8 protein-coding genes are annotated in these 8,239 nt (G+C 63.8%); 4 read left to right on the top strand and 4 right to left on the bottom strand.

Annotation, left to right across the window (positions count from 1 at the left end):
* A partial coding sequence (locus A2J03_RS20075; RefSeq protein WP_269455226.1) for a TRCF domain-containing protein occupies positions 1 to 1,164 on the top strand: 1,164 nt, incomplete at its 5' end.
* Complete coding sequence (locus tag A2J03_RS20070) at positions 1,164 to 2,075, top strand: MazG family protein (RefSeq protein WP_068377541.1); 912 nt, start codon at positions 1,164 to 1,166, stop codon at positions 2,073 to 2,075. The genes A2J03_RS20075 and A2J03_RS20070, both read left to right, overlap by 1 nt.
* A gap of 182 nt (positions 2,076 to 2,257) precedes the next feature.
* On the opposite strand, the gene A2J03_RS20065 is transcribed toward A2J03_RS20070, so the two are convergent.
* From A2J03_RS20065 to efeU, 4 genes are all read right to left on the bottom strand, one after another.
* Entirely contained in the window at positions 2,258 to 2,899 is a 642-nt protein-coding gene (locus A2J03_RS20065) for a dihydrofolate reductase family protein (RefSeq protein WP_068377539.1), read from the bottom strand.
* Positions 2,900 to 3,139: 240 nt separating this feature from the next.
* Positions 3,140 to 4,399 carry an iron uptake transporter deferrochelatase/peroxidase subunit gene (gene efeB, locus A2J03_RS20060; RefSeq protein ID WP_068377536.1) on the bottom strand — a complete coding sequence of 420 codons (1,260 nt, stop codon included), beginning with the start codon at positions 4,397 to 4,399 and terminating at the stop codon, positions 3,140 to 3,142.
* Entirely contained in the window at positions 4,380 to 5,519 is a 1,140-nt protein-coding gene (gene efeO / locus A2J03_RS20055; protein ID WP_068377544.1) for an iron uptake system protein EfeO, read from the bottom strand. Before efeO ends, efeB begins: the two co-directional genes overlap by 20 nt.
* 14 nt (positions 5,520 to 5,533) lie before the next feature.
* A complete protein-coding gene (efeU, locus tag A2J03_RS20050; protein WP_068377533.1) occupies positions 5,534 to 6,400 on the bottom strand; it encodes an iron uptake transporter permease EfeU in 867 nt (288 codons plus the stop codon).
* A 142-nt stretch (positions 6,401 to 6,542) separates the two neighbouring features.
* On the opposite strand from efeU, the gene A2J03_RS20045 reads away from it, so the two are divergent.
* Positions 6,543 to 7,277 (top strand): lytic transglycosylase domain-containing protein, encoded by a 735-nt coding sequence (locus A2J03_RS20045; RefSeq protein WP_068377531.1) that lies wholly within the window; start codon positions 6,543 to 6,545, stop codon positions 7,275 to 7,277.
* An 88-nt stretch (positions 7,278 to 7,365) separates the two neighbouring features.
* A partial coding sequence (eno, locus tag A2J03_RS20040; protein ID WP_068377529.1) for a phosphopyruvate hydratase occupies positions 7,366 to 8,239 on the top strand: 874 nt, incomplete at its 3' end.

Here is an 8,239-nt window from a genome sequence, read left to right as displayed (position 1 = left end):
GAAGAGCGGCACCCGGTTCTGACCTACGTGGGTGCCTACAACGACAAGCAGGTCGCCGCGGCCATTCGTCGTGAGTTGCTTCGTGACGGTCAGGTCTTCTTCGTGCACAACCGAGTCAGCTCGATCGACAAGGCTGCCAAGAAGATTCGTGATCTGGTGCCCGAGGCGCGTGTCGCCACCGCGCACGGTCAGATGAACGAGGAGACGCTCGAGCGGACGGTGCAAGGATTCTGGCAGCGTGAGACCGACGTTCTGGTGTGTACGACCATCATCGAAACGGGCCTCGACATTTCGAATGCGAACACGTTGATCGTCGAGCGAAGTGATTCCCTCGGACTGTCGCAGCTGCATCAGTTGCGCGGCCGCGTCGGGCGTAGCCGCGAACGTGGGTACGCATACTTCCTGTATCCGACCGAGAAGCCGCTCACCGAAACGGCCTACGACAGGCTGGCGACCATCTCGCAGAACTCCGACCTCGGTGCGGGCATGGCCGTCGCGATGAAAGACCTCGAAATCCGCGGCGCTGGAAACGTTCTCGGTGCCGAGCAGTCCGGTCACGTCGCGGGCGTCGGATTCGATCTGTACGTCAGGCTCGTCGGCGAAGCAGTCGAGGCGTATCGGGCAGTAATGGATGGAAAGCCGATCACGACGGACGAGGCGCCGAAGGAAGTGCGCATCGATCTTCCGGTCGACGCCCACATCCCTCCCGACTACGTCACCAGTGATCGGCTTCGTCTCGAGGCATACCGGAAGCTAGCTGCTGCAGCCGATTCCGAGGGGATAGCTGCTGTCATCGACGAGATGGTGGATCGTTACGGCCCTCTGCCGGAAGAAGTGGGACGTCTCGTGTCGGTGGCGAAACTGCGGCTCATCGCCAAGGAGTACGGGCTCACCGACGTCAACGTCTCCGGTACTCAGATCAAGCTCGCGCCGATGGAGCTGCCGGATTCGAAGCAGATTCGTCTCAAGCGTCTGTACCCGAACGCCGCCTACCGTGCGACGACCGGCGTTGTGCAACTACCGCTTCCGCGTGTCGAAGGTGGGGGTGTCGGTGCGGCACGAGTTCGCGACGTCGAACTGATCCAGTACATCGCCGATCTCATGCTCTCGCTCGATGGTAAGCCGTCACGTTCGGTGTTGCTGGAGCAGACTGTGGGGGTGTGATGACGGTCGTTCTGCTCGATCCCGTCCGGCCGACGATGGTCCCGGCCGAAGCGATCGAATTCCTCAGCGGTGTCGTGCAGTTCACCGAAGAAGTGCCGGTGCGTACGCGCTGGCTGTTTTCGGGAACCGCGCACGGGGACGGTTCGGCCGAGGTTCTGGTCAGTACCGATCTGTCCAACCCTGATGTGCAGGAACGGATTCGGCACGGTGAACGCGTCATCGCGTCGCCGAAGCTGCCGGGCGACGACCTCATCGCGGCCGTTGTACTGATGGATCGGCTGCGGACGATCGGCGGGTGGGAAGCGCAGCAGACGCACGTATCCTTGAGCGGCTATCTCTTGGAGGAGACGTACGAGCTCCTCGATGCCATTCACAGCGGCAACCTCGTCGACCTCAGGGAAGAACTCGGCGACATCCTGTTGCAGGTGCTGTTCCACTCCCGGATCGCTCAGGATGCCGCAGAGAATTCGTTCGACGTCGACGACGTGGCAGCGGGCCTGGTCGCGAAGCTGACCCATCGGACACCGCACCTGACGGACGGCTCCACCGGCCCGATCGACGTTGCAGCACAAGAGAAGGCATGGGAAGAGAAGAAGGCGTCGGAGAAGGCGCGAGGCTCCTGCCTCGACGGAGTCGCGCTCGCCCAGCCCGCCCTCGCGCTGACGCAGAAGGTCGTCTCCCGCGCGAAGAAGGCAGGTCTGCCCGACGAACTCGTCCCCGAAGAGTTGCGCGTCGTACACATCGGCGACGACCACAGTCACGGCGGCGAGAGTGCGGAAGACCTGCTGCGGCGCAACGTGTTGGACTTCGCCCAGCGCGTCCGTGGTGCCGAAACGTCCGCCCAGGTCCACGGCGCGCAGCCGGGCAAGCTCACGGCTATCGAGTGGATAGAGAACTGGGGTCGGCGGTAGTTTGCTGTTTGTCCGCCCCCCTTTCGCTTGAATGGACCTTCGGCGCTATCTGATCGTATGGATGGACCATCCGAGCGGTGTTGGGTCGCTCCCAGGGTGACTGAATGAGACATTCGGTGCCCGGTGGGTGACCGAATGAGACATTCGGTCACCACACTTGGTACACGACTCCGAGGGGTTTGCTACTTCCGCCAGAAGAGGTGGTGCGAAATGCCGCTCGAGCTGGGGACGACCTCGTGTTCGAAACGGTCCTCGAGTTCGTCGGGAGATTCCCACAGCTTCAGACCGGATCCGACTTCGACGGGTGCGACCGCGATGTGCATGGTGTCGACGAGGTCGGCGTCGAGGAATTCCCGGATTGTGGTGACGCCGCCGCCGAGTCGGACGTCCTTCCCGAGTGCGGCTTGTTTCGCTTCGTTCAAGACCTCGGCGGGACTGCTGTCGATGAAGTGAAAGGTGGTGTCGCTGAGCGTGATCGATGGTCTCACGTGGTGGGTGAGCACGAAGACCGGCGTATGGAACGGCGGCTCGTCGCCCCACCAGCCTTGCCATTCGTGATCGGCCCAGGGTCCGCGCTGAAATCCGAATTTGTTTCGGCCCATGATCTCGGCGCCGATGTTGTGGGTGAAGTCGCGGGTGAAGTAGTCGTCCAGTCCACGGGTACCGCCGGGTTCGGTGCGGTTCGGCCAGCTTGCGGTGGCGCCAGCCCACGTGACCAGGTCACGATGGTCGAGCCCGAACGGATTCTCGAAGCTCTGGTCGACACCTGCCGCGACTCCGTCGCTGGCGATGCAGAAATTCTGAACTCGTAGTAGCTGTGCCATGTGTGCTCCCGCCGTCGTCGATATCGTACGGGGTGTAGACCTGGCCGAGCTCGGAAACTCATCGCGTGGTCAATACGGGCCCAGTTCACCGCTTGGATGTCGCACCCACGCTATCTGACCGTATGGATGGACCATTCAAGCGATGAGGGGACCGGCGATCCACCGCTTGGATGTCGCACCCACGCTATCTGACCGTATGGATGGACCATTCAAGCGATGAGGGGCCGGGGAAACTCACGCTCAACCGAACAACGTCGAACCCCAATAGTCCGTCACACCCAACCCCGGGGGGCAGGCGAAGACCGCCGACCCCACGTGCTGGATGTACTCGTTCAGCAGATCCTTGCGAGCGAGGGAGAGTTGCATGGGCACGAATTGTTTTAGCGGATCACGGCAGTACGCGATGAAGAACAGTCCGGCGTCGAGGTGGCCGAAGCCGTCGGAGCCGTCGGTGAAGTTGTACCCCCGCCGGAGGATTTGGATACCGCCGAGTTCTTCCTTGGACGCCAATCGCACGTGGGCTGCTTCGTCGATCAGCAATCCCTTGGGCCCCTTCGAGTCCAGGTCGAGTGGATCGAATTCGTCCTTCAGTCCCATCGGTGCGCCGGAGCCCTTGCTGCGCCCGATGACTCGTTCCTGTTCGTTGAGCACGGTGCGATCCCAGGACTCGATCAGCATCCGGATCCGCCGGGCGACGAGGTAGGAGCCGCCGGCCATCCATTCCTGGTCGTCGGTCGGTGAGACCCACACGTGCTCGTCGAGCATCGCCGGGTCCTCGGCCTTCAGGTTGGCCGTTCCGTCCTTGAATCCGAACAGGTTTCGCGGTGTCGCCTGGGTGGTCGACGTCGACGACGTACGTCCGAAGCCGAGCTGCGACCACTTGACGGACACTGTCCCGAAGCCGACGCGTGCCAGATTGCGGATCGCGTGGACAGCGACCTGAGGGTCGTTGGCGCACGCCTGGATGCACAGATCGCCGCCGGAGCGACGAGCGTCGAGGTTGTCTGCCGGGAAGTGCTGTAGATCGGCCAACGATGCCGGACGGAACTCCGACAGGCCGAAGCGGTCGAACAGGCCCGGCCCGAATCCGATCGTCAGCGTCAGCGACGATGCCGACAGGCCCAGTGCCTCACCGGTATCGGAGGGTGGCTTGTATTCACCGGCCCCGATGGCACCGTCGACGAACGTCTCTTCACCGCGGACCATGCGCTCCGCCATCTCGGTCCACTCCCGAAGCATCGCGACGAAGTCGTCCCGCGAATCCGTGGTGATGTCGAACGCGACGAAGTGCATGCGGTCCTGAGCAGGTGTGACGATGCCGGCTTGGTGGTCGCAGCGGAAGTCCACGACGTCCGATGCCGCATCGGAGGACGAAGAACCAGCGGCGTAGCCACCGACGGCACCCGCGCCGACGAGGGCAGCTCCGGCCCCGACGGCACCGAAGAGGCGCCGTCGGGAAAAGCCCGACTTCTGTGGGGGATTACTGTCCTGCAACGACACCCTGCACCTGGCTCACTTCGGCAGACAGCGCGTCGATCTTGTTCGAAAGTTCCTGGCGTTGTTGTTCGGTCACGGTGTCGTAGAACACGAAGCCGTCGCCGCTACGGTACTTCGCCAGTTCGGCGTCGAGCTCGGCGAACCGGGCGTCGATCGCGGTGCCGAGTTCGGCCTCGTTCTGATCGATGATCGGACGGACGGCTGCGACCGCAGCTTGAGAGCCGTCGACGTTGGCCTGGAAGTCCCACAGGTCGGTGTGCGAGAAGAAGTCCTCCTCACCACTGATCTTGGTCTTCGCGACCTCGTCGAGCAGTCCCTGGGCGCCACCGGCAACCTGGATCGGGTCGATGGTGAAGTCGTCGGCCTTGACCTTCTCGGCCAGTTCGGCGATGTCGGCCTGCAGCTGATCAGCCATTGCATTGGTGTCGGGCTGAAGCCCCTGTGTCCACAGGTCCTTCTCGATGCGGTGGAAACCGGTCCACTCGGCGCCGGGCTCGACGTCGGGCTCACGCAGGTCGATGCGCGGGTCGAGATCGTCGGGGAAGCTCTCGGCGACAGGCTCGATGCGCTCGTAGTAGCTACGGGTGATGGGGAATTGGGCCTTGGCGGATTCGATGTCGCCGCTCTTGACGGCGGCGACGAACGACGCGGTGGTCTCCTGCAGCGCGTCGACCTGGCTGACGACGTAGCGCTTGTAGCCCGTCGCGGCTTCAGCGAGCAGTCCGTCCTCGTCGGCCTGACGTACCGCGTCGCCGGTGACGACGAAGTTCGCGCGGATACCGTCGCCGACCATTCCTGCTTTGCAGGCGGTTTGGTAGGTGCCGGGGTCGGGGAGCGCGACGATGAGCTGACGCGTCAGGCCGGGGCCGATGTTCTCGACCTCGCCCATGACGCGGTCTCCTTCGCCATAGACGTAGAACTCGGTGACCTTGCTGCCGTTGTTGGTGATCTGGAACGTGGAGTTTCCGGTGGTTCCCTCGGCGCTCCCGACCTCACACGTGGTGTCGGTGGCCGTCACGGCGATGTCTTCGGAGCCGGCCTCGGACGAGGACTTCTCCGTGCAGCCGGCCAGAGCCAAGGGTAGAACCGCGACTGCGGCCAAAGCGAAAGTGGTACGACGCATCGAGACGACGCCTTTCATGAGGTGAGTGCGGGCTCGGGAACGCGAACCGGCCGGAGAAACAGGAACAGAACGATGACGAGGTAGAGCAGCCAACCGACGGCCTGAAGGACGGTCGGTTCGGGTCGGAAGTTGAAGATGCCGGCGAGTACGGTCCCGTACCAGCTCGAGGCGTCGTAGTGGGCGGTGATGTCGAACGCGATGGAGCTGCCACCTGGAAGTAGCCCGCCGATCTGGAGCGCCCGAATTCCGTACGCCAGAATTCCTGCGGCGACGACGATGAGAAAGATGCCGGTGTATCTGAAGAACACGGCGAAGTCGATCCGAATGGCGCCGAAGTACAGAAACACGGTGAGCACAGCGGCGACGACGATGCCGAAGAGCAATCCGAGCAGCGGCCAGAGACTTCCGTTCGTGTTCTCCGCATAGCCGACCATCAGCAGCGCGGTCTCGACGCCTTCGCGACCCACGGCGAAGAAGGACAACGACAGAACAGCGATCGGCCCGACGGTGAGTGCCCGCTCCATCCCGGAGCGCAGCTCACCTGACATGTCCTTGGCGGCAGTGCGCATCCACAGCACCATCGCCGTGACGATGGCCACGGCCACGAGGGATGCGAGCCCGGCGATGATCTCGGCGGTGAGGCCGGTGACCGTCGAGGTGCCGTAGTGGATGACGAAGAAGATCAGGGCAACCATCGCGACGGCGATTCCGACGCCCAACCACACCCACTTCAGGGCGTCGCGGCGGTCGGATTTCACGAGAAACGCCACCAGGATCATCACGACGATGCCTGTCTCGAGGCCTTCGCGAAGCCCGATCAAACCACTGCCGAACATCTGCGTGGCGATCGAAGGTGCCGAACCGGCGGCGAGTACGGACACGAGAAATGCTCCTGTGCGATGGAAACAAGGGTAGGCGACCCTCATGTGGATGACAGAAACATACACCCTTCGCGAAGGGGCGCTACCGCGTTGACCTGCGCATATGTCGCGCTTTAGGTATTTATTACTTTTGATGTGCAGGATGGGAGGAGTGAAGAGTCGTCTGGGCTGGGTGCTCACCGTGCTGTCCGCGGTTCTGGTTGTGGCGGCCTGCGGCTCGACGGAACCGCCGCGCGACATTCCCGAGGGCATTCCACCCGGGGTAGGCACACCCGTCCCGGAAATCGACTTCAACGCCCAAGGCCGAACTGCCGATCTGCTGCTCGCCTGGGCAGATCCGCAGGCAGACGCGTTGAACATCTCGGCACCGGCACTTGCCGCGTACGCCCACGCGGCGGCGATCATGTCCGATACCTCGCCAGGATGCGGCATCGCCTGGACAACTCTCGCCGGCATCGGCTACATCGAGAGCCGACACGGCACCTATCAGGGTTCGACCGTCGCGCCCGACGGCACCGTGTTCCCCGTGATCCGCGGAATCCCACTCGACGGCGGTCCGGGAATCGCCGAAATTCCGGACACGGACGGTGGGGTGCTCGACGGCGACACCGTCCACGACCGCGCGATGGGACCGATGCAGTTCATCCCCGAGACCTGGAAGAAGTGGGGCGTCGACGCCAACGGTGACGCAATTGCCGACCCGGACAACCTCGACGACGCCGCCCTCACCGCCGCTCGATACCTGTGCGCTCGCGGCGGCGATCTGCGCACCGCCGAGGGCTGGGAACGAGCGCTGATGGCCTACAACCAATCCGGCGTCTACCTCCGGGATGTTCGCGACGCTGCCTCCGCCTACTCCGTCGGAACCAGCGCCTAACGTCGGTGAAGTATGCGGAGACATCCTCGGAGCGGCTAGTCTGACACCCGGCACAATCCGCCCGTCCCCGTTACTAGGAGAAGCATTCGTGGCCATCATTGAGCAGGTCGGAGCTCGCGAGATCCTCGACTCCCGTGGCAACCCCACGGTCGAGGTCGAGGTCGCATTGGACGACGGAACCCTGACCCGTGCGGCAGTCCCCTCCGGCGCATCCACCGGAGAGCACGAGGCCGTCGAGCTTCGTGACGGCGGCGAGCGTTACGGCGGCAAGGGCGTCGAGAAGGCAGTCAACGCAGTTCTCGACGAGATCGCTCCGGCCGTCATCGGCCTCGACGCCATCGAGCAGCGGGCTGTGGACCAGGTTCTGCTCGATCTCGACGGCACCCCGAGCAAGTCTCGTCTCGGCGCGAACTCCCTGCTGGGCGTGTCGCTGGCCGTCGCCAAGGCCGCTGCCGAGTCCGCAGGCCTCGAGCTCTTCCGCTACCTCGGTGGCCCCAACGCCCACATTCTGCCGGTCCCGATGATGAACATCATCAACGGTGGCGCTCACGCAGACAGCGGCGTCGACGTGCAGGAATTCATGATCGCGCCGATTGGTGCGCCGACCTTCAAGGAGTCCCTGCGCTGGGGCGCCGAGGTGTACCACTCGCTCAAGGGCGTCCTCAAGGCAAAGGGCCTGTCGACGGGTCTCGGCGACGAGGGCGGCTTCGCTCCCGACCTGGCCGGCACCAAGGCTGCGCTCGACCTCATCCTCGAGGCCATCGAGAAGACCGGTCTCAAGCCCGGTCAGGACATCGCGCTTGCGCTCGACGTCGCGGCCACCGAGTTCTACACCGCGGGTACCGGCTACGCCTTCGAGCGTGAGACCAAGTCGGCCGAGCAGATGTCGGCGTTCTACGGCGAACTCGTCGACGCCTACCCGCTCGTCTCCATCGAAGATCCGCTCGACGAGAACGACTGGG

It is taken from the genome of Rhodococcus sp. EPR-157 (assembly GCF_001647195.1).
Taxonomy (GTDB): domain Bacteria; phylum Actinomycetota; class Actinomycetes; order Mycobacteriales; family Mycobacteriaceae; genus Rhodococcoides.
Note: the sequence above shows the minus strand (reverse complement) of the source record. Positions and strands in the feature narration are given on the sequence as shown.

Bases quoted from the DNA above. Each gene is read 5' to 3' on its own strand.
- A2J03_RS20045 (WP_068377531.1), top strand. From the start codon at position 6,543: ATGGGAGGAGTGAAGAGTCGTCTGGGCTGGGTGCTCACCGTGCTGTCC.
- A2J03_RS20070 (WP_068377541.1), top strand. From the start codon at position 1,164: ATGACGGTCGTTCTGCTCGATCCCGTCCGGCCGACGATGGTCCCGGCC.
- A2J03_RS20065 (WP_068377539.1), bottom strand. From the start codon at position 2,899: ATGGCACAGCTACTACGAGTTCAGAATTTCTGCATCGCCAGCGACGGA.
- efeO (WP_068377544.1), bottom strand. From the start codon at position 5,519: ATGCGTCGTACCACTTTCGCTTTGGCCGCAGTCGCGGTTCTACCCTTG.